This window comes from Streptomyces sp. NRRL S-37, assembly GCF_000721605.1.
Taxonomy (GTDB): domain Bacteria; phylum Actinomycetota; class Actinomycetes; order Streptomycetales; family Streptomycetaceae; genus Streptomyces.
In genome coordinates this window covers 1-24,583 of record NZ_JOIZ01000025.1, presented here as the reverse complement: position 1 = coordinate 24,583, position 24,583 = coordinate 1, and the positions used below count along the sequence as shown (strand labels likewise).

Sequence of the window (24,583 nt, the reverse complement as noted above, 5' to 3'; positions counted from 1 at the left end):
TGGGGCCGGTGTGGTCATCAGCCCCTTGCAGACGCAAGAGCACAGCAAGAAGGGCAAGTCCTCGTGTCACGGTTTTCGACCTGGGTGGGCATCGCGCTGGCGGGGGCGCTGAGTCTCTCGCTCGCCGGATGCAGCAGTACCGGCGGCAAACGGGCGGAGGACGCCCGCGCGGCCGCGGCGGCCCAGGGGCGGGCGGCGGTGAACACCCCCCGCTGGACCTTCGCGATGGTCACCCACGCGGGGGACGGCGACACCTTCTGGGACATCGTCCGCGGCGGCGCCGAGCAGGCCGCGGTGAAGGACAACATCCGCTTCCTCTACTCGCACGACGACGAGGCCCAGCAGCAGGCGCAGCTCGTGGACGCGGCCGTCGACAAGAAGGTGGACGGCATCATCGTCACCCTCGCCAAGCCGGACGCGATGAAGGCGTCCCTCGCCCGCGCCCGCAAGGCCGGCATCCCGGTCGTCACCGTGAACAGCGGCTCGGCAGAGTCGAAGGAGTTCGGCGCGCTCACCCACATCGGCCAGGACGAGACGGTCGCCGGCGAGGCGGTCGGCGAGGAGCTGAACGAGCGGGGCCGCAAGAAGGCCCTCTGCGTCCTGCACGAGCAGGGCAACGTGGGTCACGAGCAGCGCTGCGACGGGGTGGGGAAGACCTTCGACGGCACGCTGGTCCGCCTCCATGTCAACGGCACGAGCATGCCCGACACGCAGTCGGCGATCGAGGCCCGGCTCCAGTCCGACGCCGCCGTGGACGCCGTCGTCACCCTCGGCGCCCCCTACGCCGACACCGCCGTGAAGGCCCGCGAGGGCGCGGGCAGCGACGCCGAGATCGACACCTTCGACCTCAACGCCAAGGTCGCCGCCGGCCTGAAGGACGGCAGCCTCGGCTTCGCCGTCGACCAGCAGCCCTACCTCCAGGGCTACGAGGCGGTCGACCTGCTGTGGCTGTACCGGTACAACGCCGACGTCCTCGGCGGCGGCCGGCCCGTGCTCACCGGACCGCAGATCATCACCGCGGACGACGCCGCCGCGCTCGAGGACTACACGCAGCGGGGCACCCGATGAGCGCGACGGCTCCCGGCGTATCCCCCGATGTCTCCTCCGACGCCTCCGATGAAAGGTTTCTGCGCAGCTCTTCGCCGCTCCAGCGGCTGCTGACCAGACCCGAGCTCGGCTCCCTCGTCGGCGCGATCGCCGTCTTCTGCTGCTTCGCCCTCGCCGCCGACGGCTTCCTGCGCGCCTCCAGCCTCGGCACCGTGCTCTACGCCTCCTCCACCATCGGCATCATGGCCGTCCCGGTGGCTCTGCTGATGATCGGCGGCGAGTTCGACCTGTCGGCCGGGGTCCTGGTCACGTCGTCGGCCCTGGTGTCGTCGATGTTCAGCTACCAGATGACCGCCAACGTCTGGGTCGGCGTCGGCGTGTCCCTGCTGGTCACGCTCGCCGTCGGCGCCTTCAACGGGATCATGCTGGCCCGCACGGGACTGCCGAGCTTCATCGTCACGCTCGGCACCTTCCTGATGCTGACCGGCCTGAACCTCGGCCTCACCAAGCTGATCAGCGGCACCGTCTCCACCAGGACCGTCGCCGACATGGAGGGCTTCACCACCGCGCGGGCCCTGTTCGCGTCGACCCTCACCGTCGGCGGCACGCACATCAAGGTCACCGTCCTGTGGTGGCTCGCCCTGGTCGCCCTCGGCAGCTGGATCCTGCTGCGCACCCGCGCCGGCAACTGGATCTTCGCGGTCGGCGGCAACGAGAACGCCGCCCGCGCGGTGGGCGTCCCCGTCGCCCGGACCAAGACCGCCCTCTACATGGGCGTCGCCCTCGGCGCCTGGATCTGCGGCCAGCACCTGCTCTTCTCCTACGACGTCGTCCAGTCCGGCGAGGGCGTCGGCAACGAGCTGATCTACATCATCGCGGCCGTCATCGGCGGCTGCCTGATCACCGGCGGCCACGGCAGCGCCGTCGGCGCGGCGGTCGGCGCGCTGCTCTTCGGCATGACCAGCAAGGGCATCGTCTTCGCCGAGTGGAACCCCGACTGGTTCAAGTTCTTCCTCGGAGCGATGCTGCTCCTCGCCACCCTGCTCAACACCTGGGTACGCCGCCGCGCGGAGGCCTCGAAGTGACACGGACCGACCCCCGCCCGGCCCTCGTGGAGCTGTCCGGCGTCAGCAAGCACTACGGCAACGTCCGCGCCCTCGAAGGCGTCTCACTGGAGGTGCGCGCGGGGGAGATCACCTGTGTGCTGGGCGACAACGGCGCCGGCAAGTCCACCCTGATCAAGATCATCGCGGGACTGCACCCGCACGACGGCGGCACCCTCGCCCTCGACGGCGAGGAGACCCGCCTGGCCTCCCCGCGCGAGGCCCTGGACCGGGGCATCGCCACCGTCCACCAGGACCTCGCCGTCGTCCCGCTGATGCCGGTCTGGCGGAACTTCTTCCTCGGCTCCGAGCCGCGCAAGGGCACCGGCCCCTTCAAGCGCATGGACGTCGACCGCATGCGCCGCACCACCCGCGCGGAACTCCTCCGCATGGGCATCGACCTCCGCGACGTCGACCAGCCCATCGGCACCCTCTCCGGCGGCGAACGCCAGTGCGTGGCCATCGCCCGCGCGGTGCACTTCGGAGCGAAGGTCCTCGTCCTGGACGAACCGACGGCGGCCCTGGGCGTGAAGCAGTCGGGCGTGGTCCTGAAATATGTGTCGGCGGCACGCGACGAGGGCCTCGGCGTCGTCTTCATCACCCACAACCCCCACCACGCGTACCTGGTGGGAGACAGATTCGTCCTTCTGAAACGCGGCACGATGGTCGGCAACCACACCCGGGACGAGATCAGCCTGGACGAGCTGACGAACCAAATGGCCGGCGGAAATGAGCTGGACGATCTACGCCATGAACTGAAACGACCCTAGGGGCGCGGGGCTGTATGAACGTGCGGCTCCGCCGCGTGGGCGCGGTCAACCCCGACGCACCCGCACCCGACAACGCACCCGGGATCCATTCGGCACCCGGCGGAGCCGTGCGGCACAATCGCACACGATGAGCACCTACCGCGACTTCACCGCCCCCATCGGCTCCCGCCGCGCCCCGGTCCTGAGAACCGTCGGCACCCGTGAGCGCCGCTCCCACCTGACGGCACCCCGCGTCCCGACGGTCGGCATCGACATCGGCGGCACCAAGGTCATGGCGGGCGTCGTCGACGCCGACGGCAACATTCTGGAACGGCTGCGCACGGAGACCCCGGACAAGTCCAAGAGCCCCAAGGTCGTCGAGGACACCATCGTCGAACTGGTGCTGGACCTGTCCGACCGGCACGACGTGCACGCGGTCGGCATCGGCGCGGCCGGCTGGGTCGACGCCGACCGCAACCGCGTGCTGTTCGCCCCCCACCTGTCCTGGCGCAACGAACCGCTGCGCGACCGCATCGCCGAACGCCTCGCCGTCCCCGTCCTGGTGGACAACGACGCCAACACCGCCGCCTGGGCCGAGTGGCGCTTCGGCGCCGGCCGCGGCGAGGACCACCTCGTCATGATCACGCTCGGCACCGGCATCGGCGGCGCGATTCTCGAGGACGGGCAGGTCAAGCGAGGCAAGTACGGGGTGGCCGGCGAGTTCGGCCACATGCAGGTCGTCCCCGGCGGCCACCGCTGCCCCTGCGGCAACCGCGGCTGCTGGGAGCAGTACAGCTCCGGCAACGCGCTGGTCCGCGAGGCCCGCGAGCTGGCCGCCGCCGACTCACCGGTCGCCTACGGGATCATCGAGCACGTCAAGGGCAACATCGCCGACATCAGCGGCCCGATGATCACCGAGCTGGCCCGCGAGGGCGACGCCATGTGCATCGAGCTGCTCCAGGACATCGGCCAGTGGCTCGGCGTCGGCATCGCCAACCTCGCCGCCGCCCTCGACCCCTCCTGCTTCGTCATCGGCGGTGGCGTCTCCGCCGCCGACGACCTGCTGATCGGTCCCGCGCGGGACGCCTTCAAGCGGCACCTCACCGGCCGTGGCTACCGCCCCGAGGCCCACATCGTCCGCGCCCAGCTCGGCCCCGAGGCCGGCATGGTCGGCGCCGCCGACCTCGCCCGGCTGGTCGCCCGCCGCTTCCGCCGCGCCAAGCGCCGCCGGGTCGAGCGCTACGAACGCTACGAGCGGTACGCGGAGGCCCGCCGCACCACCCAGGAGTCGCTGTGAGCGACGAAGTCCCCCAGCGGGCGGTTCTCCCGGACGCGCCCCGCCCGGCCGAGGACCGGCGGCACATGATCCGCCGCAGGGCACTCACCCTGCTGATCATCGTGCTGCTCATCGGCGTCCCGGCCGGGTATCTGGTGATCTCCGCGAACCAGAGCCGGGCCAGCGGCAAGGACAAGGAGGCGAAGTACTCCGCGACCGGCCTCACCGAGGGCTGGCCGTCGAAGGTGCAGCGCCGCCTCTACCAGGTGCCCGTCCCGCACCCCGCCTGGTGGGTGGCCTCCTACGAGACCAACAACTGGAAGACCAGCCGCCTCTACGTCGAGTTCGAGACCACCGACGCGGGCCTGAGCGCCTTCCTCACCGGCATGGGGGTGCGGGAGAGCGACCTGAAGCGGGACGACATCACCATCAGCGAGCGCGACCGGGACGTCACCGGCTGGACGTTCGACGGACCCGGCACCTGGTCCGGCCTCGTCCACGAGCAGAAGGACCCGGCGCCCACCCACGACGTCGTCGTCAACCACGACAAGCCGGGCTATCCGAGGGTGTACGTCGTCTCCCGCACCGTGCCCTGACCCCGCCCGCCCCACCGGCCGCCGGGACCGATTGTCGGACCCCGCCCGTAGAGTCGGGGACGACTGATCCGACAGGCGGACGGGAGGTGGCAGGACGTATGAGCGAGCGGACCGTGACGGCCGGGCGGGACACCGGCGGCGCGGACGGGACGGACGTCCCCGTCCGGCTCGCGGCCGTCTTCCTCCCGGCACCCCTCCCGCGCGAGGGACGCGTCGCCTTCTACGATCCCGAGGGCGACCTTGACGGCGAAGGCCTGCCCGGACCGTCCGCCGCCTCCGCGTCGCACACCGACCTCACCGTCGTCCGCCCGCACGGCATGGGGGTGCGGCGGCGGACCACCCCGGCGCTCTCCCTCCCCGTCGACGAGGCCCTGCCGCTGCTGGTCCGCGCCCGGCACGACCCCGCGGCCCACCCCGCCACCGCCTGCTGGGGCGCCGCCGCCCTGCACGCCCTGCGGCTCACCGCCCGCGGCCGGCTGCTGCCCGGTCTGACCGCCGCCGGCCACGACGCCTGGCGCGCCGGCCCGCTCGACCCCGACGACGTGGCGCATCTGCGCGCGGTGGCCGCCGCCCTGCCCCACGAGGGCCACGCCGTCCCGCTGCCCGGCCCCGGCCCCCTCCGGCTGCCCCGGCCGGAGGCACTGGTGCGCGCCTTCCTGGACGCGGTCGCCGACACCCTGCCCCGCACCCCGGCCGCGCCGTACACCGCGGGACCGCCGTTCGCCGCACGCAAGGCGCAGCGGCTGCCCGACGCCCACGACTGGGCCGCCGAAGTCGCCGCCGGCATGGACGCCGGCGTACGGATCTCGCTCCGCCTCGACCTGTCCGCCTACGACCTCTTCGACACCGGTGAGGGCGGGGACGGCGGCGGCGCGCGTGGCGTGGGCGCCGCGATCGTGCAGGTGCACAGCCTCGCCGACCCGACCCTGGTGGCCGACGCGGCGGCCTTGTGGGCGGGCGCGGCGGACAGCGCCTTCGGTCCCCGCGCGCGGGTGGACGCCGCCCTCGCGGTGCGCCGCGCGGCCCGGGTCTGGCCGCCGCTGGACCGGCTCTCCGACCAGGACGTGCCCGATGTGCTGGCCCTGTCCGAGGAGGAGCTGAACGACCTGCTGGGCGTGGCGGCCACCCGGCTCGCCGCCGCCGGCGTCGCCGTGCACTGGCCCCGTGACCTCGCCCAGGACCTGACCGTCACGGCGGTGGTCCGCCCGGCTCCGGGCTCGGCGAAGGACGGCACCGGTTTCTTCGAGAGCGAGGACCTGCTGCGGTTCGGCTGGCAGCTCGCCCTCGGCGGCGACCCGCTCACCGAGGCCGAGATGGACGCCCTGGCCGAGGCCCACCGCCCCGTCGTACGGCTGCGCGACCAGTGGGTGCTGGTCGACCCCGCCCTCGTCCGCAAGGCCCGCAAACGGGACCTGGGGTTGCTCGACCCGGTCGACGCGCTGGCCGTCGCCCTCACCGGCCGCGCGGAGGTCGAGGGGGAGACGGTCGAGGCGGTCCCGGCCGGCGCCCTCGCCGCCCTCCGCGACCGCCTGACCGCGGGGGTGCGGCCCGCCGAGCCGCCGCCCGGCCTCGACGCCACCCTGCGCGACTACCAGCTACGGGGCCTGGCCTGGCTGGACCTGATGACCTCCCTCGGCCTCGGCGGCTGCCTCGCCGACGACATGGGCCTGGGCAAGACCATCACCCTCATCGCGCTGCACCTGAAGCGGGCCCGCACCGAGCCGACCCTGGTGGTCTGCCCGGCCTCGCTGCTCGGCAACTGGCAGCGGGAGATCACCCGGTTCGCCCCCGGCGTCCCCGTGCGCCGCTTCCACGGCCCCGACCGCACCCTGGACGGCCTCGACGGCGGCTTCGTCCTCACCACCTACGGCACCATGCGCTCCGCCGCACCCGAGCTGGCCGGGCGGACGTGGGGCATGGTCGTCGCCGACGAGGCACAGCACGTCAAGAACCCCCACTCCGCGACCGCGAAGGCACTGCGGACGATCCCGGCCCCCGCGCGGGTGGCGCTCACCGGCACCCCCGTGGAGAACAACCTCTCCGAACTGTGGGCCCTCCTCGACTGGACGACCCCCGGACTCCTCGGCCCGCTGAAGTCCTTCCGCGCCCGGCACGCGCGCGCGGTGGAGACCGGCGAGGACGAGGAGGCCGTCGAGCGCCTCGCCCGCCTGGTCCGCCCCTTCCTGCTGCGGCGCAAAAAGTCCGACCCCGGCATCGTCCCCGAACTGCCGCCCAAGACCGAGACGGACCACCCGGTACCGCTCACCCGCGAACAGGCCGCGCTGTACGAGGCGGTGGTGCGCGAGTCGATGCAGGCCATCGAGACCGCGCAGGGCATGGGCCGGCGCGGACTGGTGCTGAAGCTGCTGACCTCGCTGAAGCAGATCTGCGACCACCCGGCGCTCTACCTGAAGGAGGAGCACGAGCGCGCCGGAGGCGACCGGCTCGTGGCCCGCTCCGGCAAACTGGCCCTGCTGGACGAGCTGCTGGACACCCTGCTCGCCGAGGACGGCTCCGCCCTGGTCTTCACGCAGTACGTCGGGATGGCCCGGCTGATCACCGCGCACCTCGCCGGGCGCGCGGTCCCCGTCGAGCTCCTCCACGGCGGCACGCCGGTGGCGGAACGGGAGCACATGGTGGACCGCTTCCAGAGCGGCGCCACCCCGGTCCTGGTGCTCTCCCTCAAGGCCGCCGGCACCGGCCTCAACCTCACCCGCGCGGGCCACGTCGTCCACTTCGACCGCTGGTGGAACCCCGCGGTGGAGGAGCAGGCCACCGACCGCGCGTACCGCATCGGCCAGACCCAGCCCGTCCAGGTCCACCGCCTCGTCACCGAGGGCACGGTCGAGGACCGCATCGCCGAGATGCTGGAGTCCAAGCGCGCCCTCGCCGACGCGATCCTCGGCTCCGGCGAGGCGGCCCTCACGGAGCTGTCCGACCGTGACCTGTCCGACCTGGTGTCCCTGCGGAGGCCGGCATGACCCCCCGCCCCTCCGACGAGGCCCGCGAGGCCCTGCGCGCGGCCCGCGCGCGGACGGCCCGCGAGCCGGCGGCCACGGCCGCACCGGAGCACCGGCCCGCTCCCGATCAGCCGGCCGTCCCGCCCCCCGGACGCCCCGGCCGCGGGACCCGCCCGGGCGACGTGGCCCGCGAGGCGCTGCGGCAGGCGGTACGGGCCCGGCGCGGTACGGCGGGGCCCGCCGACGCCACGGCCCCGCACCGCGAGGACACCGGCACACCGGAAGCGGAGGACAAGGCCCCCTCCGAAGAGGGACCCCACGGCGACGGGCCGCGCCCCGCCGGCCCGCCCTCCGCCGACCCGTCGTCCGGGGACACGGAGGCCGCGGCCGACAGCGGCACCGGACACCGCGCGCCCCCACGCCCCGGGGACATCGCGCGGGAGGCGCTGCGCTCCGCGCGCGAGGAGGCGCTGCGGGCGCGTCCGGCACCCGGCGACCGGGCGACGGACGACGAGCCCCGTGCCCGGCGCGCCCCGGCACCCCGCGTCCCGCGTACGACGCGCGGCGACCGGGCCGCCGACGCCCGGGCCCGTGAGGTACGGGAGTCGCTCACGGACGCCTTCCGCATGCCCGGACCGGTGACCGAACCCGATCCGGACACCGGCACCGCTCCCGGCCCGAGCGACACCCCCGCGCCCTCCGGCGGCTCGCGCTCGCACGGCGGCCCCCCGGCCGCGGGCTCCCGGGACGGAGCCTCCGTGAGCGCCGGCCCGCCCGGCACCCCGCGGGGCACCGCGCCGCCCGCGCCCGTCACCCCCCGCTCCATGGCCGCCCCCGCCCGCGACGGCGACCTGCGCCGCACCTTCCCGGCGTTCCCGCCCCGGGCCTCGGACAGCGAGGGCTTCGCCGAGACCTGGTGGGGTGACGCGTGGGTCACGGCACTGGAGGAGGGCGCCCTGGACGCCGCCCGGCTCGCCCGCGGACGCGGATACGCCGAGCAGGGCCGTGTGGACGCCATCACCGTCACGCCGGGACTGGTCCTCGCGTACGTGCAGGGCAGCCGCCCGCGGCCGTACCGCGTACAGGTGCGACTGCGGACGTTCACGGACGCCGACTGGGAGCGGTTCCTGGACGCCGCCGCCGACCGCCCCGGCCACATCGCGGCGCTGCTGGACAAGGAGATGCCCCAGTCCCTCGCCGACTGCGGGGCGGCGCTGCTGCCCGGCCCCGGCGACCTCGCCCCGCAGTGCGGCTGCCCCGATTCCGGCCACCCCTGCAAGCACGCCGCGGCCCTCTGCTACCAGACGGCCCGGCTGCTCGACGCCGACCCGTTCGTGCTGCTCCTGCTGCGCGGACGCGGTGAGCGCCAGGTGATCGACGCGCTGTCCCGGCTCAGCGCCACCCGCGCGGCCCGCGCCGCCCGGGAGAGGGCACCGGAACCCCTGCCCGGTGTACGGGCGGCCGACGTCCTCGCCCGACGCGACCGTGAACTCCCCCCGCTCCCGGCCCCGCTGCCCCCGCCGCCGCACCCCGGGCAGCCGCCCGTGTACCCCGCGTCCCCGGGCGGCCCCGACCCGTTCGCGCTGGACCAGCTGGCCACCGACGCCGCCGCCCGCGCGCACGCCCTGCTCACCACCGGCCGTGACCCGGTCGGCCGGCTCACCCTCTGGCAGGACGCGGTGCGGCTCGCCGCCGCCCGCCCCGGCTCCGGCCTGACCGCGGCGACGCGCACGCTGTACTCCTCCCTCGCCAGAGCCGCCGGCCGCACCCCCGCCGAACTGGCGCGCGCGGTCGCCGCCTGGCGCCAGGGCGGTCCGACGGGCCTCGCGGTCCTCGAGGAGCCCTGGGACCCGCCGGCCGGCCGCTTCGACCGCGCCCGCCCGCTCCTCCTCGCCGCCGACCTCCCCGCCTTCCGCCCCTGGCGCAACCACCTCACCCACCCACGGGGCCATGTCCAGCTCCGCCTCGGCCGCGACCACCTGTGGTACGCCTACGAGTCCGAGCCGGGCCACGACGACTGGTGGCCCCGCGGCACCCCCGACCCGGACCCCGTGGGCGCCCTGACCGGTCTGGACGCACCGGCCGGCCTGTGAGACCCCGGGGTTCCTCAGCCCCGCCCGCTCGTGGGGACCGGCGCCACGGCTGCGTCGGTCTGCCGGAGTTCGGCCAGGAGCTCGCTCTGGCCGGCCAGCAGTTCGGTGAGGATCCGGCGGGCCGCGCGGAGGAGCTCGGCGACGTCGCCGCCGGCGAGGGCGTACCGGACGGTGGAGCCCTCCCGCACCGAGACGACGATGCCGGACCTCCTGAGCACGGCGAGCTGCTGCGAGAGGCTGGACGGCTCGATGTCGATGTCGGCGAGCAGGTCCCGCACCGGCACGGGCCCGTGCTGCAGCAGTTCCAGGACCCTGATGCGCACAGGGTGTCCCAGCATGCGGAAGAACTCCGCCTTGGCCTGGTAGAGGGGGACTTGCATGGGCGCGCACTCCCTGCCGCATCGGGGATGTTCTCCACGGTGCGGCGGCGCCCTCACGGACGCGCCGCCGCACGATGTGCTGTCCTTCGGAGCCGATCCTTCTCGCTCGGCCCGGCGCGCATCCACGGATTGGAGCCATGTTGATGTGATGACTTGAAGAAGTCTTCACATCGTGGGCGCGCGTCGGCCCGCTTCCCGGGTCGTTCACACCTCCAGCTGTTCCTCGACCCGCTTGAGTTGGTGGCGGGCCATCGCCAGGTTCGACCGGGACTTGTCGAGTACGAGGTACAGGAACAGCCCGCTGCCGTTCCGCCCGCTGACCGGCCGGATGAGGTGGTACTGGCTCTCGAGCGTGATGAGGATGTCCTCGATCTGGCCGGTCAGGCCCAGCAGTTCCATGGTGCGCACCTTGGCCCGGATGACATCCGTGTTGCCGGCGGCCGCGACGGTGAGATCCAGGTCCTTGCCCCCGCCCAGCGTCCCCAGGGCCATGCCGCTGGAGTAGTCGACGACGGCCGCTCCGAGCGACCCCTCGACGCCGGTCATGATGTCCTTCAGCGACACTTCGACAGTTGCCATGGACGTCTCCCTCATCTGTTGTTCCACGGGTTGCGTCGGCCTCGACGGGGCGGTGGTCCCCGCCCAGGCCGCGGTGGCACCGTAGGCAGGTGGCACCGGCCAGGAAGAACGGGTTTTCGGGGGTGACCCCTAATGACCGAATGCTTGCGCCAGGGAACTGACGTTTGACCGGGATCGGTCCGAGAAGTGACCGCGCTGTCGCACGAGACCGTGCGGCGCACACCATCGAACACGGGCACGCGCAGCCGGAGTCAGGAATCGTGGCTCCGCGGGGCGGCCACGACGCGAGCGGAGGCCCGCCCCGGAAGAGGACTGTCAGTGCCCTGCGGCAGAGTGCCGTGCATGATCAACGAAGTGGAGAGTGTCGACTGGTCGTCGATGAGGCACGCGTACGGGCCGGCCGTGGACGTCCCGGTGTGGCTCCGGGCGATGGCCTCACCCGATCCCGAGGCCAGGGAGCGGGCGTTCGGCGATTTCTACGGTGCGGCCCATCACCAGGGTGACGTGTACCCGTGCACGGTGGCGAGTCTGCCGTTCCTGTTCGCGCTGGCCGACGATCCCGCGACCCCCGACCGCGCCTCCGTCGTCGGGTTGCTGGTGAGCATCGGACGCGAATCCGTGGACCGCGATGACGGTTGCCTCCGATTCGCACCGGACGGCACCGCCTCGACGGCCTGCGCGGACGGCGCGGCGATGATGCGCGACCGCCCCGAGGCGTTCATCGCCTACACGGCCGACGCGGATCCGGACGTGCGGCGTGCGGCGATCGCGGGCCTGGGCCTCTTCCTCGACGACGCCGACCGCGCGGTCGGCGTCCTCCGCTCCCGGTTGTCCACCGCCTCCGGGACCGTCGAACGGCTGCTCGTCGTCAGGACGACGGCCGACTTGGCGCTGCGGCTGCCCGCGGCGCGGGCCGACGCCACCGCCTGGCTCCGCGGCCTGGCCGACGACACCTCGGCGGACGCCGACGTCCGGCTCGCCGCCCTCGTCCACCACGCCCGCTGCGTCCCGGAAGCCGTCGGCGACGACACCGTACCGGCGGCGATCGGCCTGTTGCGCCGGCTCACCCCCGCGCCGCGACCCGAGTCCGACGAGAAGCGGTGCCGGTCCGGTTCCGGCACCTGCGCGTGCACCCCCGCCCCTGACACGGCGTCCCCGGACACCCCGCCGCAGATCGTCGCCGCGTTCGCCGACATGGAACGGCACAACCGGGTCCACGCGCCCACCACCCCACTGCTGCGCGCTCTCCACAAGGTGCTGGACCACCGCGTGCCCGAGCGCACGGCCCTGCTCACCGAGCAGCTGCGCAGCCCCGACCCGGCCGTCCGCTTCGACGCGATCGGCATGGCCCAGGATCTGATCGGCTCCTGGCGCGGGAACCACGCCCGTCTTGTCACGCTCCTCGCGGAGTGTCTGCTCCCCGACGACTCGTACACCGCTCTGGCGGCGGCGGAGGCCCTAGGAGCCCTCGTGCCCGTCACGGAGGTCGCCCGCGAGGCCCTCGCCGCCTTCGTCGCCGCACAGCGTGCCGCGCACGGACCGGACGTGTGGGCGGCGCCCGGTGCGCTGTTGCGCCGTGCCCACCAGGAGGCTGTGCGGGCGCTGGCCCGCCTCGACGACCCGCGTGCCCTGCCCGGGCTGCTGACGGCGCTGGACACGGACGTCGACGCCTGGCGCGCCGTTCAGGTCGCGGGTTGTCTGCGGCGGGGCGCGGACGAACTGGTGCCGCGGCTGTGCCGGCGTCTCGCCACCGTCGACTTCGAGCGACAGGGGCCCGGCTTCGGCACCGGGGGTCTGGCCTCCGCGCTGGCCGAGCTCGGCGACCCGGGCGCCGTCCCCGCGCTCACCGAGGCGGTCACCGCCGCGGTCCGGCACGGGCAGTGGCACTTCGCCGCCGCCGCGCTGGAGGCGCTCGCGTCGTTCGGCACCGACGCCGTACCGGCCCTGGACGTGGTCCGCCCGCTGGCCGACGCGCCGGACGTGGCCCTCCGGGCGGCCGCCACGGCCGCTCTGTGGGCGCTCGAACGCGACCCGGCGGACGTCGTGCCCCGACTGCACGACCTGCTCGGCGGCCACTGCCACCACGAGGCCGCCGACGTGCTGGGCCGGATCGGACCGGCCGCCGTGACCGCACTGCCGCGGCTGAAGGAGATGCTGACCGCCGGCTACGAGTGGACCCGTCTCCACGCCGCCGTCGCGGTGTGGGGCATCGCCGGCGAGGCGGAGGCCGACCGTGTCATCGGCACACTGCTCGACGTGTGGGAGGAGAACGAGGCGACCGCGCACCACATCGTGATGTTCCTGGACCGCATGGGACCGTCGGCGGCACCGGCCCTGCCCCGCCTCCGGGCGGAACTCGCGCGCGCCCGCCGTGGCCAGGGCATCGCCGCCGACGAGGAAACGCAACGCGCCTGCCGCGTCCTCCGGTTGCGCCTCGCCGCGCCGCGGGACCGGGAACGGGAGCACTGGGAACTGATACCGGGCACCGGGGTGGGCCCGCTGCGTCTCGGGATGTCCCCGGCCGAGGTCGCCCACGCGCTCGGGGAACCCGCGACACCGGTCGGCGGCCCCTACGCGCAGGAGGACTTCGCCACCACGGGAGTGAGCGTCTTCTACGACGGCACGGGACACCTCGCGTGCGTCGCGCTCGGTGCCGCGACCGGCCCCCAGACCGCCCTCGCCGGCGTCCCCCTGGCCGGGCAGGACCCCGGGGAGATGGAGCAGTGGCTCCTGGAGGGCTACGCCGCCGAGCACGGGGCGACGATCCTGTTCACCCCCGACGGATCGTTCGCCCTGACCGACCTCGGCCTCCTCATCCGGACGCGACGGACCGGCGGCACACACCTCACCCGGCCGCTCCTCGTGACCCAGGACTGGTTCGCGTCGGCGTACCACCGCGATCACCTGCCGCTGGAGGACCCCCGGCCGCAGGACGAGGACAGCGGGAACCCCGAACCCCGTGGAGCGGAGTCCGCCCTCGACGGGTGACGCCTTCGGCCCCGGCGCTCCCCTCAGGGGACACCGGGGCCGAAGGCCGTGCGGGGACGCGGGCGTCAGTCGTCGTACGACAGGCCGTGACCGGTGGGGAAGAGGACCCGGGCCGGATCGTCGGCCCGCTGGACGGGCACGGGCAGCTTGCCGCGCGGCCCGACCCGGCCGGCGATCACCCGGGCGGCGGCGCGCAGTTCGACCTCGGTCCAGCAGTAGGAGACCAGGGAGGCCGGGACGTCGCCGAGGTGGGCGATGTCGTAGGGGTTGCGCACCGCGAGGTGGACGACGGGGACGCCCGTCGCGAGCAGCCGGGACACCAGGGTGCGCTGGGTGCTGGTGGCGTCGACGTCGTCGGTGGTGACCACCACCGCGTCCCGCCCCCGTGCGGCGGCCACGGCCTCGTCGATCCTCGCCGCGTCGGGCGTCCGGCCGGTGGCGAGGTGGGTGGTGCGGTATCCCAGTTCGTCGAACGCCCTGGCCAGCTCGGGCACCGTGGTGCGGGTGTCGTCGGTCGGGAAGGCCGGGCTGGCGCCGACCACGAGCAGCTTCCGCTGCCCGCGGCGCAGCGGGAGTGCCCCGTCCTCGTTGACCAGCAGGGTGGTGGTGCGTTCGGCGATCCGGGCGGCGGCGCGCCGGTGCCCGCGGGCACCGACGACCCGGTCGACCTCCTGCGAGGAGACGTAGGGGCTGCCGTCGAGCAGGCCGGTCTTCTCCTTGAGCCGCAGGACGCGCAGGACCGACTCGTCGAGCCGGTCCTCGGTGATCTCCCCGCTGCGGACGGCGGCCAGGACGCCGTGGTAGGCGACGCCGATGTCCGGCGGGAACAGCAGTTGGTCGGCACCGGCCTTGAGGGCGAGGACGGGTACGCGGTCGTCGCCGTACTTGGTGCGCACGCCCTGCATGTTGAGAGCGTCGGTGACGATCACGCCGTCGAAGCCGAGCTCGCCGCGCAGCACGCCCTGGAGGATCGTGGGCGACAAGGTGGCCGGGTCGTTGCTGGGGTCGAGCGCGGGGACCTGGAGGTGCGCGGTCATGATCGAGTCGACGCCGGAGGCGATCGCGGCCCTGAAGGGCGGGGCGTCTACGCGCTCCCACTCCTCGCGGGTGTGGGTGATCACGGGCAGTCCGGTGTGGCTGTCCTCCCCGGTGTCCCCGTGGCCCGGGAAGTGCTTGGCGCAGGCCGCGACGCCGGCCCGCTGATACCCCGTCACCTGAGCCGCCACCATGCGGCCGACCGCGCGGGCGTCGGCGCCGAAGGAGCGGATGTTGATGATGGGGTTGGCCGGATCGACGTTGACGTCGGCGACCGGGGCGAAGTTCTGGCGGATGCCCAGGGCGGCGAGTTCGGTGCCCGAGATGCGTCCGGCGGTGCGCGCGTCGGAGGGTGAGCGGCCCGCGCCGAGCGCCATCGCGCCCGGCAGTTGCGTGGCGCCGCTGCCGATGCGGACGTTGACCCCGTGTTCCTGGTCGATGGAGATCAGGGACGGCACGGGGGTGGGCAGGGCGAGCGAGGCCCGCTGCACACCGTTGCTCAAGTCCGCGATCTGGCGGGGGTCCTGGATGTTGTTCGTCCAGCCGTGGAAGTAGATGACACCGCCGATGTGGTACTTGGCGATGAGTTCGGCCACGGTGCGCACGCCGAGTTCCCTGAGGTTGCGGTCCTGGTCGAACCGGCTGGGAGAGGTCGCCGACGTGCCGTAGAAGTACGGCACGAAAAGCTGGCCGACCTTCGCCTCGACGCTCATCCGGGAGATGATCCTCTTGAGGCGGTCGTCGCGCCGGTGCGCGACCGCGGGGGTGGCCGCCACGCCCACGACGCCCGTCGCGCTCGCGGCGGCCACGGTCGCGGAGGCGAGGGCGGTTCGTCTGGACAGACTTCGGTCCTGCATGCGGACATGCTCCTTCCAGCCTTGCCCAGCAAGGGAGTTGGAGGAAACGTGCAGTGCTCCGAACAGCGGGAAACGTAGCCCGCGGACCACGGGCGGGCAAGAGGTCTAGACAAAACAGGCCGCGACGGGGGCGAGGGCTCTCCTGCCGTATGTGTGGGTGCCCTGAGCTGGGCCGACCGGAGAACCTGCCGCTTCCCGCGGTCCTCGGGGCGCCCGGTGCTCCCGCCGGACTTCCGCGTTTCTCCTGGCCGGCGGCTTGGTGGCGGGGGAGTGCGGCGGGGGCTCGGCGCACCGGAGCCCGCTTCACCCGGGTGGAGGCCCGCCGGCCCGCCCGCCTCGGCCTGCGTGCGGCCGCCGCCGGCGAACCCCGGCGCCCGCCCCTTCGCCTCACCGGGCCCGGAGGGCGTACCCACCGCTCCGGGCCCCGTACGGTGTCCTGCGACCCCCGCGCCCCCAGTCCTGCCGGTCTCCGTCCCACCGGACGACCGTGCCGGCTCCGCGACACGGCGTACGCCGGATCCCGCCACGGACGGACCGGCGGCGGGCATGACGGGTAATAGGCGGATTTTCCGGTGGTGGAAGTGGCCCACTTCCCTGGATATTGGTCTGGTACGACCGTGGCACTCCGTAATCATCATCCATGCGTGGCATGACGGTGACGAAAGGCCGATGATGACCACGACCGTCGGTGTGGAAGAGGAGTACATGCTGGTGGAGCCGGGCACGGGCCGGCTGGTGCCACGCGCGGAGAAGGTGCGGGCGGCGGTGGGGCTGGAACCGTTCGTCACCGCGGGCGAGATCCAGCCGGAACTGCTGCAGGCGCAGATCGAGGTGGCCACCCCGGTGTGCGACACGCTGGACGAGGTCGGCGGACACCTGTTGCGCCTGCGGCACGCCGTGGCCGGGGCCGCGGAGGCGCACGGGTGCCGGATCGTGGCGAGCGGCACGCCACCGCTGCGGGCGGCACTGCCGGTGCCTGTCACCGACCAGGCCCGCTACCGGGCCCTCCAGCGGCAGGCACCGCAGCTGGTGGCCGAGCAGCTGGTCAACGGCATGCACGTCCACGTCGCCGTCCCCAGCCGGTACGCCGGCGTCCAGGTACTGAACCGGATCCGCGTCTGGCTGCCGCTGCTGACCGCCATGTCGGCCAACTCTCCCGTCTGGGAAGGCCACGACACCGGCTTCGCCAGCTGGCGCACCGTGGTCTTCGGGCGCTGGCCGGTCAGTGGTGTCCCGCCGCGTTTCGCCGACGACTCGGACTACGACGCACGGGTACGCCGTCTGCTGGCGGCCGGGGCGATCGGCGACACCGGCCAGCTGTACTGGCAGGCGCGTCTGTCCGAGAACTACCCCACGGTCGAGATCCGCTGCCTCGACGTCCAGCTCCGCACGGACGAGGCGGTGATGTTCGCCGGGCTGCTGCGGGCCCTCGTCGACACCGCCCTGCGCGAGACGGCCGACGGGATCGAGGAGCCCGACCCGGATCCGGAGCTGATGGACGCGGCGATGTGGCAGGCCGCGCGGTACGGACTGAGCGGTGACCTGATCGATCCGGGAGGCGGGCCCCGGCGGGCGGAGGACGTCGTGCACAGGCTGCTGGCGCATGTCGGCCCTGCCCTGGAGGAGTCCGGCGACGGCCGGGAGGTGACCGCACTGGTTCATCGTCTGCTGCGGACGGGTACGGGCGCGGACCGCCAGCGTCACACGATGGCCGAGTACGGCCTCGACGCACTCATGACCATGATCGTCGAAGCCGGCGGCGTGCCCTGACCGCCCGGAGCGGCGGCGGAGGCGACCGGCGGCACGGCAGTCGCGGGAGGGGACGGACCTTTGTCCGGCTTCGGACGTGCGCGGCGCGGGGACGCCCGCCCGAGCGGCCGGCCCGCCGCGCGAAGGCACTCCCCGGTGCGAAATACTTTACTGATGAGCTCCCGCACGTCACCGATCAGCCGGCCGATCACGATACGGAGGGCCGTCGCGCGGGACGCCAAGCGGCTCACGCGGCTCGTGCGCGGATCAGGCGCCTACGAGGGGAAATACGCGGCGGCGGTCGCGGGCTACCGGGTCGGTCCCGACTACATCGAGGCCCACCGCGCCTTCGTGGCCGTGGAGGCCGGCGAGCAGGGAGGCAGGATCCTCGGGTTCTACTCGCTCGTCCTCGTTCCACCGGAGCTCGACCTGTTGTTCGTCGCGGACGAAGCGCAGGGACGGGGGATCGGACGGCTGCTCGTCGCGCACATGCGGTCCGAGGCCCGTGCCGCCGGGCTGGACCGTGTCAAGGTTGTGTCGCATCGTCCCGCCGAGGGCTTCTACCACCGCGTCGGCGCGGTACGGACCGGGACAGCGCTCGCCAGCCCGCCCGCCGTGCCGTGGGACCGTCCCGAATTCGAGTTCCGCATTCCTTCGGAATGACACGGTGCCGGCCGGAATGACACGGTGCCGGTTCGCGGGGTACCGGCTTCGTCCGCGGGGCGGCCGGCCTCCGCCATGCGGTGCCGGGCTCGTCACACCGGCGACGCCGAACCCTCCACCCGAGTCGAAGGCCAGGGTGTGGCCGACGCACCGGCCAGGCTCGCCCCCACCACCGCGAGTGCTCCCGCCCGCACGCATCACCCGAACCGCCGGTCGGGCGACGCCTGCCGCGGTCGCCGGCGTCGGGGGCGGGCTGCCGGCCGCCTGTGCGGGCGGGAAGGGGGGATCCCGGATCAGTAGCCGTAGATCATCTTGTAGGCGACCTCGGGGAGGAACTGGCCGGCCGTGGAGCCGGTTCCGACACCGCAGTTGCCGTCGGACTCGCCCGGCGTCTTGATCCACAGGAGCATCTCGGCGCCTCCGCCCGTCCGGGTGGGCGTGCCGATGCGGCGGCCGGAGGGGTTGCACCACTGGCCGTTGGTGCCGTTGCCGTTGCGGCTGGTGTCCACGACGAACGGCTTGGTGTAGCCGTAGCGGGCGGCCAGTTCGTTGTTGACGGCGTTGCCGTAGGCGGTGTTCTCGGCGGTGGTGACGTAGTTGGAGACGTTGAGCGAGAAGCCGTGGGCCTGTCGGAGGCCGGCTTCGTGGAGGCGCCGGGCCATGGTCGCCGCGTCGGCCCAGCGCGGGTTGCCGGCGTCCATGTAGACCCAGGTGTTGGGGGCTTGGCGGTTGAACTCGGCGAGGGCACCGGTGAGCATGGCCTCGCGTTCGTCGATCTGGGCCTGGTTCATGCAGCCGTAATCTCCGAGGGAATCCGGCTCGAGGATGACGACGGCCGGGCGGGCCGCGATGCCTCCGGCGAACTGGGCGATCCAGTCGGCGTAGGCGGACGGCGAGGAGGCTCCGCCGGCGGAGTGCCCGCCGCAGTAGTCACGGTGGTAGATGTTGTAGGCGACGAGGATGGGCAGCTTGTCCCGGTAGTCCGCCGCTCCGGCGTAGGCACCGGTCGCGGTGCCGATGGTGCCGCTCCAGGAGCCGAACCAGCGGGCCATCGGTGTGTTGGCGATGGAGGCGTTGATCGCGGCGGCCCGGCCGTCGCCGGGGTTGGCGGCCGCCCACCGCCTCGCGCTCGAGTCGGGGTCCACGTAGAACCCGTTGGTCATGGTGGTGGGGTCGGCCGCGTGGGCGGAGGGTGCGGCGGCGAAGGCCAGCGGCAGAGCACAGAGCGCTGCCATCAGTGTGCGGAGTCTGCGGCTCAAGACAGTACCTCGGTTTCGGAGGAAGTGTGCTTGGGAGCGCTCCCACTGGAAGCGGTCCCAATCGTCCGGGCGGGTGGTTGGGGTGTCAACAGTCTGTACAGCACCGGGCTTTCACAGGGAGGCGTAGGCCCTGTGGGCCGCCGTACTGGAAGCGGTCCCATTTCCTGCGTCCCTGAGCGTTCCCCGCCTGTGAAAGACTCACGGGCCATGGCAGAAGCAGCGCCGCGTCGGCATCCGACGCTCGACGAGGTGGCCGAACGCGCCGGTGTTTCCCGCTCCGTGGCCTCCCGCGCCCTCAACAACGCCCCGCACGTCAGCCGCGCCAAGCGCGAGGCTGTCGAACGGGCCGTGCGGCAACTCGGTTACGTACCCAATCCGACCGCCCGCGCGCTGGCCACCCGTCAGACGGGAGCGGCCGCCCTGGTCGTCTCGGGGGAGGATCCGTCGATCTTCGCCGATCCGTTCTTCGCCCGGGTGATCGTGGGGGCGTCGGCCGCCCTGGACGAGGCGGACCTGCACCTGATGCTGTGCCTGGCCGCTTCCGACCGCGGCCGCAAGCGGGTCGAGGAACTCCTGCGGTCCAGGGGCGCGGACGGTGTGATGCTGATGGCGCTGCGCGAGGGCGATCCGCTGACCCGGATGGCCGACGAGGCGCGGATGCCCGTCGTGTTCGGCGGGCGCCCGGTCGGTCCGGCTCCCCGGTGGTACGTGGACGTGGACAACGTCGGCGGAGCGCGCGAGGCGACCGAGCATCTGGTCTCACTCGGCCGGAGGCGCGTGGCCGTCATCTGCGGACGTCTGGACACCGAGGCCGGGCGCGCCCGGTACCGCGGCTACCAGGACGCCGTGCTGGGCGCCGGTCTCGATCCGTTCCCGCCGCTGGAGGGGGACTTCACCGAGCGCAGCGGAGCCGCCGCCATGGCCGCGCTGCTGGCGGAACACCCCGACGTGGACGCGGTGTTCGCCGCCAACGACAACATGGCGGTGGGAGCGCTGCGCACCCTGCGGGAGGCCGGCCGACGGGTCCCCGCCGACGTCGCCGTGGTCGGCTTCGACGACCTGACGGTCGCCCAGGTCGCCGATCCGCCGCTCACCACCGTCCATCAGCCCATAGAGGCTCTCGGACGGGAGATGGCGCGCATGCTCGTCGCGCTCGTCAACGGGCAGGACCCCACCCCGCTGGTCCTCCCCACCCGCCTGGCCGTCCGGGCCAGCGCCTGACTCCTCACCGTCCACATCCGGATGACAGGAGGCCGGCGTACCCCGTCGACCCTTCTCGCGCGAGTCGTGCGCCGCTTCGAAATGTTCGAAGCGGCTGATGCGGAGTCGGTGCGCCTCGATCCCGCTCCCTTGCTGATTACGCGACCCATCCTGTTCCTCGAGGAGGTGTTGACACGGCCGGTCGCCTCTCTAGTATCCGTGGGGCACCTGAAGTTTCCGAACGGCAATCGAAATTTCGAACCCCCTTCTCTGCCGAAGGAGTACCGGTGCCCAGACGATCAGGCGGACGACTGTTCCGCTTCCTCGCGGCCGCCGCGCTGACGGTGACCGCGTCCGTGACGGCCTCGGCGCAGTCCACCGCCACGGCCGCGCCGGGCAGTCCGGCGCTCACCCCACCGCTGGGGTGGAACAGCTGGAACAGCTTCGGGTGCGGGATCACCGAGGCCCAGGTCCGCCAGGCCGCCGACGCGATGGTGTCCTCGGGCATGCGGGACGCCGGCTACCGGTACGTGGTGGTCGACGACTGCTGGTTCGACCCGCAGCGTGACGCGCAGGGCAACCTGCGGGCCAACCCGACGAAGTTCCCGAGCGGGATGAAGGCCCTCGGGGACTACATCCACAGCAAGGGCCTGAAGTTCGGCATCTACCAGGTGCCGGGCGAGCGCACCTGCGCGCAGACCGTGGGCACTTATCCGGGCGCCACGGGCAGCAGGGGCCACGAGGTCCAGGACGCCGCCACGTTCGCCGCGTGGGGGGTCGACTACCTGAAGTACGACTGGTGTTCCTCGAGCGGCACGCGTGACGAGCAGGTCGCGCGGTTCACGCTGATGCGTGATGCCCTGCGCGCCACCGGCCGGCCGATCGTCTACAGCATCAACCCGAACAGCTTCCACGCCATCACGGGGTCCACGTACGACTGGGGCGAGGTCGCCGACCTGTGGCGGACGACCGAGGACCTGCTCGACATCTGGCAGAACGGCAACACCAACAGCTACCCGATGGGCGTCGGCAACGTCCTGGACGTCAACGCGCCGCTGGCCGCACAGTCCGGTCCGGGACACTGGAACGACCCCGACATGCTGGTCGTCGGCCGCCCCGGCCTGTCGCTGACCGAGTCCCGCTCCCACTTCGCCCTGTGGGCGCTGATGAGTGCCCCGCTGATGGCCGGCAACGACATCCGCACGATGTCCGCCGACGTCAGCGCGATCCTGCGCAACCCGCGCCTGCTGGCGGTGAACCAGGACTCCCGGGGCGCGGGCGGACGCAGGGTGCGCGACGACGGCGACATCGAGGTGTTCGCCAAGCCCCTGGCGGACGGTTCGGTCGCGGTGGGGCTGTTCAACCGGGGCGGGAGCGCGGCGACGGTCACCACGACGGCCGCCCAGGTCGGCCTGGGCGGAGGACCGTTCGCCCTCACCGACCTGTGGACCGGCGGCACGTCGAGCACGTCCGGGCAGATCTCGGCGAACGTTCCCGCGCACGGCGTCGCCGCGTACCGGGTGAGCGGCGGCAGCCCGCTGGCCGCCACCACCTCACGCCTGCGGGGCGACGCCTCCGGCCGCTGCGTGGACGTGGACAACGCCTCCACGGCCGCCGGCGCCGCGACGCTGCTGTGGGACTGCCACACGGCCGCCAACCAACTGTGGACCACATGGGCGGGCGGTGAGATCCGCGTCTACGGCGACAAGTGCCTGGACGCCTACGACCAGGGCACCACCAACGGCACCCGTGTCATCACCTGGCCCTGCAACGGCCAGAACAACCAGAAGTGGACCGTCGGCTCCGACGGCTCGATCCGCAACGTCCACTCCGGACTGTGCCTCGACGCCGGCGGGGCCGGCACCGCCAACGGGACCCGGCTGGTGCTGTGGACCTGCAACGGCCAGGCCAACCAGAAGTGGACCCGCGCGTGAGCGACACGGCACCGGGGCATGCCGGAGGGGCGCTGCCCGGTCACAGGGGCGGGACCGTGCCGGATGCGCACCGGCTTCCTGTTCCCCGAGCCGGCGGCAGAAGATCGTACGGACCCGGCCGCACACGACGCGTCGGAGGCACGCTCGACGGCGTGCACGGCCGGTCTGGCCGGATACCGCCTCGGGCATCACCACCCCCTCGGCCAGACTTGTTGTCTCACGCCACATGCGCACCGCTGCCGCGGTGCCCGCGCCCGGGAGGCCCCTGATGACATCGGACGTGAGGCCGGACGAGAACGGTGCGGTGGCCCCGCCCGGACGGCGACGGCCTCCCGGCGACCGCGTCGCGCTCCGCGGCGACCTGCGGTCCGCCCTGCCCGACGCCGGCGCGGCGGTGGTGGTCACGGCGCTCGTGTTCGCCCTCCTGTGGGCGCGCATGGAGTCGGGCGCTTCGGACACCGTCGCGGTCATGCCGTTCATGGACGACGCCGGCACCTACTGGATGTACCTGCTCAGCCAGGCGTTCGGCTGGTCGGGGCTGCTGTGGGCGTGGGGCACGGTCATGCTCGGCCTGCTGCTGTCGGGGCCGCGCCCCGCCCGGCTGCCGGCCTCCCGGCAGACACTGGAGCGCTGGCACCGCACCACGAGCCTGACCACGACGGCGCTGATGTTCGCCCACGCGCTGATGTTCGCGGCCGAACTCGTGCGCTACGAGACGAAGGTGGACTGGGCGGAACGGCTGTGGGCGGCCTTCGCGGACACCTTCGTGCCCGGCTGGTACGACTCCGGAACCGGCCGGGTCGCCATCCCGATCGGCCAGGGCGCCCTGTACCTGGCGATTCCGCTGGGACTGCTGTTCTACGTCCGGCACCGCATCGGAGCGAACACCTGGCGACGGCTGCACCGTTTCGTGATCGTCGTGTACGTGCTGAGCGTGTGGCACACGCTCCTGTACGGAACCAACGTCTGGTACGGGGAATGGCCGCGCACCGTGCTGTGGCTACTGCAACTCCCGGTCGCCGCACTGCTGTTGCTGCGCCTGCTGAGACCTGCCCGGCGGGCCGAACGGCTGGGCTCCCCCGGCGGGGGCGCGGCACGGCCGGGGTGGTGGGTGCGGGCGGCGGGACGGGTCGTCGTCGCGGCCGTCGTCGTCGGGCTGGTCGTCGTGGTGGTGTCGGGCCGTGACGGCGGACGGGACCGTCCGACCCATCCGCCCGCGACGGCCCCCCACGCCCAGGAGACGGACTGACGGCCGGCACGGCGTCCCGGGGTGGGATGATGGCCGGCGACAGGGCGACGGCGGAACGAGGAAGCCGGTGTGAATCCGGCGCGGTCCCGCCACTGTGATCGGCGAGCGAGTCCCGACAGGCCACTGCCCGGCAAGGGGCGGGAAGGCCGGGACGAGCATCGACCCGAGAGCCAGGAGACTCACGCGGTCGCCTCCTCGACGGACCACCGGGGCGGATCTCCCCGGAGAGAGGAACGGCACCGCATGCCCGCGACGCCGACCGGACGAACGACGGACGACGCGAGGACCGAGGCGGCGGCCGGCCCCGTACCGTGCCGCGTCGTCGTGTGCCGCGACTGCTGCTGCGGCAGCCCCAAGGTGACCGGAGTCGACCACGCGGCCCAGACGGCACGTCTGCGCGCTCAGGTACCGGTGCGGGTGTCCGCCTGCCTCGACGTCTGTGAACACGCCAACGTCATCGTCGTCCAGCCCTCCGCGCAGGGCAGGGCCGCGGGTGCCCGGCCCGTCTGGCTCGGACTGGTCAACGACCCGGACGCGACCGAGGACATCGCCGCCTGGGCACGCGCCGGCGGGCCGGGCGTCGCCCCCCGGCCGGACATCCTCGACCTGTACACCATCACACCGCCACGACGGCGCCCGGCCCCCTGACCGCACGGACTGCGGAGCAGGGAAGGAAAAGCCGGTTCGCCGCCAGGGCGGACCGGCGTCCACCCTCAACCGCCCGCACTCCGTCACAAACTGATGGGGTAGTACGTGAGCCGTGAAGGCCACCCACGTGAAGCGGGCGTTCAAGTACCGCTTCTATCCGACCGACGCGCAGGCAGCCGAGCTGTCGCGCACGTTCGGCTGCGTGCGGAAGGTCTACA

19 protein-coding genes and 1 riboswitch are annotated in these 24,583 nt (G+C 73.2%); of the genes, 15 read left to right on the top strand and 4 right to left on the bottom strand.

The annotated features are described in order from the left end of the window. Positions 1 to 63 precede the first annotated feature (63 nt). The 7 genes from IH50_RS0130915 to IH50_RS0130885 all read left to right on the top strand — a co-directional run bounded on the left by IH50_RS0130915 (position 64) and on the right by IH50_RS0130885 (position 9,824). Positions 64 to 1,068, top strand: coding sequence for a sugar ABC transporter substrate-binding protein (locus IH50_RS0130915; RefSeq protein ID WP_030869678.1), 1,005 nt, complete (start codon positions 64 to 66; stop codon positions 1,066 to 1,068). Then, positions 1,065 to 2,132: an ABC transporter permease gene (locus tag IH50_RS0130910; RefSeq protein WP_030869675.1), complete on the top strand. Its 1,068-nt coding sequence runs from the start codon at positions 1,065 to 1,067 to the stop codon at positions 2,130 to 2,132. Before IH50_RS0130915 ends, IH50_RS0130910 begins: the two co-directional genes overlap by 4 nt. After that, positions 2,129 to 2,920, top strand: a complete 792-nt coding sequence (locus IH50_RS0130905; RefSeq protein WP_030869671.1) for an ATP-binding cassette domain-containing protein — start codon at positions 2,129 to 2,131, stop codon at positions 2,918 to 2,920. The genes IH50_RS0130910 and IH50_RS0130905 overlap by 4 nt, the downstream gene beginning before the upstream one ends. A 127-nt stretch (positions 2,921 to 3,047) precedes the next feature. Then, positions 3,048 to 4,196, top strand: a complete 1,149-nt coding sequence (locus IH50_RS0130900) for an ROK family glucokinase (RefSeq protein ID WP_030869668.1) — start codon at positions 3,048 to 3,050, stop codon at positions 4,194 to 4,196. Further along, entirely contained in the window at positions 4,193 to 4,771 is a 579-nt protein-coding gene (locus tag IH50_RS0130895; protein ID WP_030869665.1) for a hypothetical protein, read from the top strand. The genes IH50_RS0130900 and IH50_RS0130895 overlap by 4 nt, the downstream gene beginning before the upstream one ends. A gap of 98 nt (positions 4,772 to 4,869) precedes the next feature. After that, a complete protein-coding gene (locus IH50_RS0130890; RefSeq protein WP_030869662.1) occupies positions 4,870 to 7,752 on the top strand; it encodes a DEAD/DEAH box helicase in 2,883 nt (960 codons plus the stop codon). Further along, positions 7,749 to 9,824, top strand: a complete 2,076-nt coding sequence (locus tag IH50_RS0130885; RefSeq protein ID WP_030869658.1) for an SWIM zinc finger family protein — start codon at positions 7,749 to 7,751, stop codon at positions 9,822 to 9,824. Before IH50_RS0130890 ends, IH50_RS0130885 begins: the two co-directional genes overlap by 4 nt. A gap of 14 nt (positions 9,825 to 9,838) precedes the next feature. Here the strand turns inward: IH50_RS0130885 and IH50_RS0130880 are convergent, their stop codons facing one another. Beyond that, complete coding sequence (locus IH50_RS0130880) at positions 9,839 to 10,204, bottom strand: ArsR/SmtB family transcription factor (protein WP_030869655.1); 366 nt, start codon at positions 10,202 to 10,204, stop codon at positions 9,839 to 9,841. A 204-nt stretch (positions 10,205 to 10,408) separates the two neighbouring features. Continuing rightward, a complete protein-coding gene (locus tag IH50_RS0130875; protein ID WP_030869652.1) occupies positions 10,409 to 10,783 on the bottom strand; it encodes a hypothetical protein in 375 nt (124 codons plus the stop codon). 342 nt (positions 10,784 to 11,125) lie between these two features. Between IH50_RS0130875 and IH50_RS41235 the strand changes: the two genes are divergently transcribed. Further along, entirely contained in the window at positions 11,126 to 13,771 is a 2,646-nt protein-coding gene (locus tag IH50_RS41235) for a hypothetical protein (RefSeq protein WP_063759517.1), read from the top strand. Between the two features lie 65 nt (positions 13,772 to 13,836). On the opposite strand, the gene IH50_RS0130865 is transcribed toward IH50_RS41235, so the two are convergent. After that, on the bottom strand, positions 13,837 to 15,663 hold the full coding sequence (locus IH50_RS0130865) for a glycoside hydrolase family 3 protein (RefSeq protein ID WP_030869647.1): 1,827 nt from the start codon (positions 15,661 to 15,663) through the stop codon (positions 13,837 to 13,839). A gap of 669 nt (positions 15,664 to 16,332) precedes the next feature. Between IH50_RS0130865 and IH50_RS0130860 the strand changes: the two genes are divergently transcribed. Continuing rightward, complete coding sequence (locus IH50_RS0130860) at positions 16,333 to 17,433, top strand: carboxylate-amine ligase (protein ID WP_030869643.1); 1,101 nt, start codon at positions 16,333 to 16,335, stop codon at positions 17,431 to 17,433. A 153-nt stretch (positions 17,434 to 17,586) separates the two neighbouring features. Continuing rightward, on the top strand, positions 17,587 to 18,075 hold the full coding sequence (locus IH50_RS0130855) for a GNAT family N-acetyltransferase (RefSeq protein ID WP_030869640.1): 489 nt from the start codon (positions 17,587 to 17,589) through the stop codon (positions 18,073 to 18,075). Between the two features lie 293 nt (positions 18,076 to 18,368). On the opposite strand, the gene IH50_RS0130850 is transcribed toward IH50_RS0130855, so the two are convergent. Continuing rightward, positions 18,369 to 19,334: a glycoside hydrolase family 6 protein gene (locus tag IH50_RS0130850; protein WP_030869637.1), complete on the bottom strand. Its 966-nt coding sequence runs from the start codon at positions 19,332 to 19,334 to the stop codon at positions 18,369 to 18,371. Between the two features lie 207 nt (positions 19,335 to 19,541). On the opposite strand from IH50_RS0130850, the gene IH50_RS0130845 reads away from it, so the two are divergent. The 5 genes from IH50_RS0130845 to IH50_RS40225 all read left to right on the top strand — a co-directional run. Further along, complete coding sequence (locus IH50_RS0130845) at positions 19,542 to 20,555, top strand: LacI family DNA-binding transcriptional regulator (RefSeq protein WP_030869633.1); 1,014 nt, start codon at positions 19,542 to 19,544, stop codon at positions 20,553 to 20,555. Positions 20,556 to 20,821: 266 nt separating this feature from the next. Then, positions 20,822 to 22,468, top strand: coding sequence for a glycoside hydrolase family 27 protein (locus tag IH50_RS0130840; RefSeq protein WP_030869630.1), 1,647 nt, complete (start codon positions 20,822 to 20,824; stop codon positions 22,466 to 22,468). Between the two features lie 268 nt (positions 22,469 to 22,736). Further along, positions 22,737 to 23,717, top strand: coding sequence for a ferric reductase-like transmembrane domain-containing protein (locus IH50_RS0130835; RefSeq protein ID WP_030869627.1), 981 nt, complete (start codon positions 22,737 to 22,739; stop codon positions 23,715 to 23,717). Positions 23,718 to 23,771: 54 nt separating this feature from the next. Beyond that, positions 23,772 to 23,898: riboswitch (cobalamin riboswitch) on the top strand. Positions 23,899 to 23,960: 62 nt separating this feature from the next. Further along, complete coding sequence (locus IH50_RS0130830) at positions 23,961 to 24,365, top strand: hypothetical protein (RefSeq protein WP_030869624.1); 405 nt, start codon at positions 23,961 to 23,963, stop codon at positions 24,363 to 24,365. A gap of 112 nt (positions 24,366 to 24,477) precedes the next feature. Further along, positions 24,478 to 24,583, top strand: a 106-nt coding sequence (locus tag IH50_RS40225; protein WP_158801335.1) for a helix-turn-helix domain-containing protein, incomplete at its 3' end; no start/stop codon positions are given.

Excerpts from the sequence above, each read along its gene's own strand:
- IH50_RS0130885 (WP_030869658.1), top strand. The coding sequence starts at position 7,749 with ATGACCCCCCGCCCCTCCGACGAGGCCCGCGAGGCCCTGCGCGCGGCC.
- IH50_RS0130860 (WP_030869643.1), top strand. The coding sequence starts at position 16,333 with ATGATGACCACGACCGTCGGTGTGGAAGAGGAGTACATGCTGGTGGAG.
- IH50_RS0130900 (WP_030869668.1), top strand. The coding sequence starts at position 3,048 with ATGAGCACCTACCGCGACTTCACCGCCCCCATCGGCTCCCGCCGCGCC.
- IH50_RS41235 (WP_063759517.1), top strand. The coding sequence starts at position 11,126 with ATGATCAACGAAGTGGAGAGTGTCGACTGGTCGTCGATGAGGCACGCG.
- IH50_RS0130890 (WP_030869662.1), top strand. The coding sequence starts at position 4,870 with ATGAGCGAGCGGACCGTGACGGCCGGGCGGGACACCGGCGGCGCGGAC.
- IH50_RS0130830 (WP_030869624.1), top strand. The coding sequence starts at position 23,961 with ATGCCCGCGACGCCGACCGGACGAACGACGGACGACGCGAGGACCGAG.
- IH50_RS0130865 (WP_030869647.1), bottom strand. The coding sequence starts at position 15,663 with ATGCAGGACCGAAGTCTGTCCAGACGAACCGCCCTCGCCTCCGCGACC.
- IH50_RS0130835 (WP_030869627.1), top strand. The coding sequence starts at position 22,737 with ATGACATCGGACGTGAGGCCGGACGAGAACGGTGCGGTGGCCCCGCCC.
- IH50_RS0130855 (WP_030869640.1), top strand. The coding sequence starts at position 17,587 with ATGAGCTCCCGCACGTCACCGATCAGCCGGCCGATCACGATACGGAGG.
- IH50_RS0130910 (WP_030869675.1), top strand. The coding sequence starts at position 1,065 with ATGAGCGCGACGGCTCCCGGCGTATCCCCCGATGTCTCCTCCGACGCC.
- IH50_RS0130880 (WP_030869655.1), bottom strand. The coding sequence starts at position 10,204 with ATGCAAGTCCCCCTCTACCAGGCCAAGGCGGAGTTCTTCCGCATGCTG.
- IH50_RS0130875 (WP_030869652.1), bottom strand. The coding sequence starts at position 10,783 with ATGGCAACTGTCGAAGTGTCGCTGAAGGACATCATGACCGGCGTCGAG.
- IH50_RS0130845 (WP_030869633.1), top strand. The coding sequence starts at position 19,542 with ATGGCAGAAGCAGCGCCGCGTCGGCATCCGACGCTCGACGAGGTGGCC.